1 protein-coding gene is annotated in these 256 nt (G+C 55.9%); it reads left to right on the forward strand.

Features of this window, described 5'->3' with window-relative positions:
• Positions 1-256 (forward strand): N-6 DNA methylase (locus SB764_RS42345; protein WP_410867086.1); only part of this gene is annotated, 256 nt, incomplete at both ends.

Genomic DNA, 256 nt, shown 5'->3' on the forward strand with positions numbered 1-256 from the left:
GTCTGCAGGACCGCTACTCCATCGCCCCTGTTATTGTTCCCTACGGTCAGGAACTGGAACCGGAAACGCATGCGGTTTGCCTCGCTGGTATGCTCTTGAAAACGCTGGAATCCGATCCGGGGCGCGATCTATCAAAGAACATCAAGCTCGGTAGCACGCTCTCGGCGGACAAGCATCGCCACGAGAAGTTTCACTACTGCGTTTCGAATCCGCCCTTTGGAAAGAAGTGGGAGCTGGATGCCGAAGCGGTTGTCAG

This window comes from Paraburkholderia sp. SIMBA_027, from assembly GCF_046535315.1.
Classification (GTDB): domain Bacteria; phylum Pseudomonadota; class Gammaproteobacteria; order Burkholderiales; family Burkholderiaceae; genus Paraburkholderia; species Paraburkholderia tropica.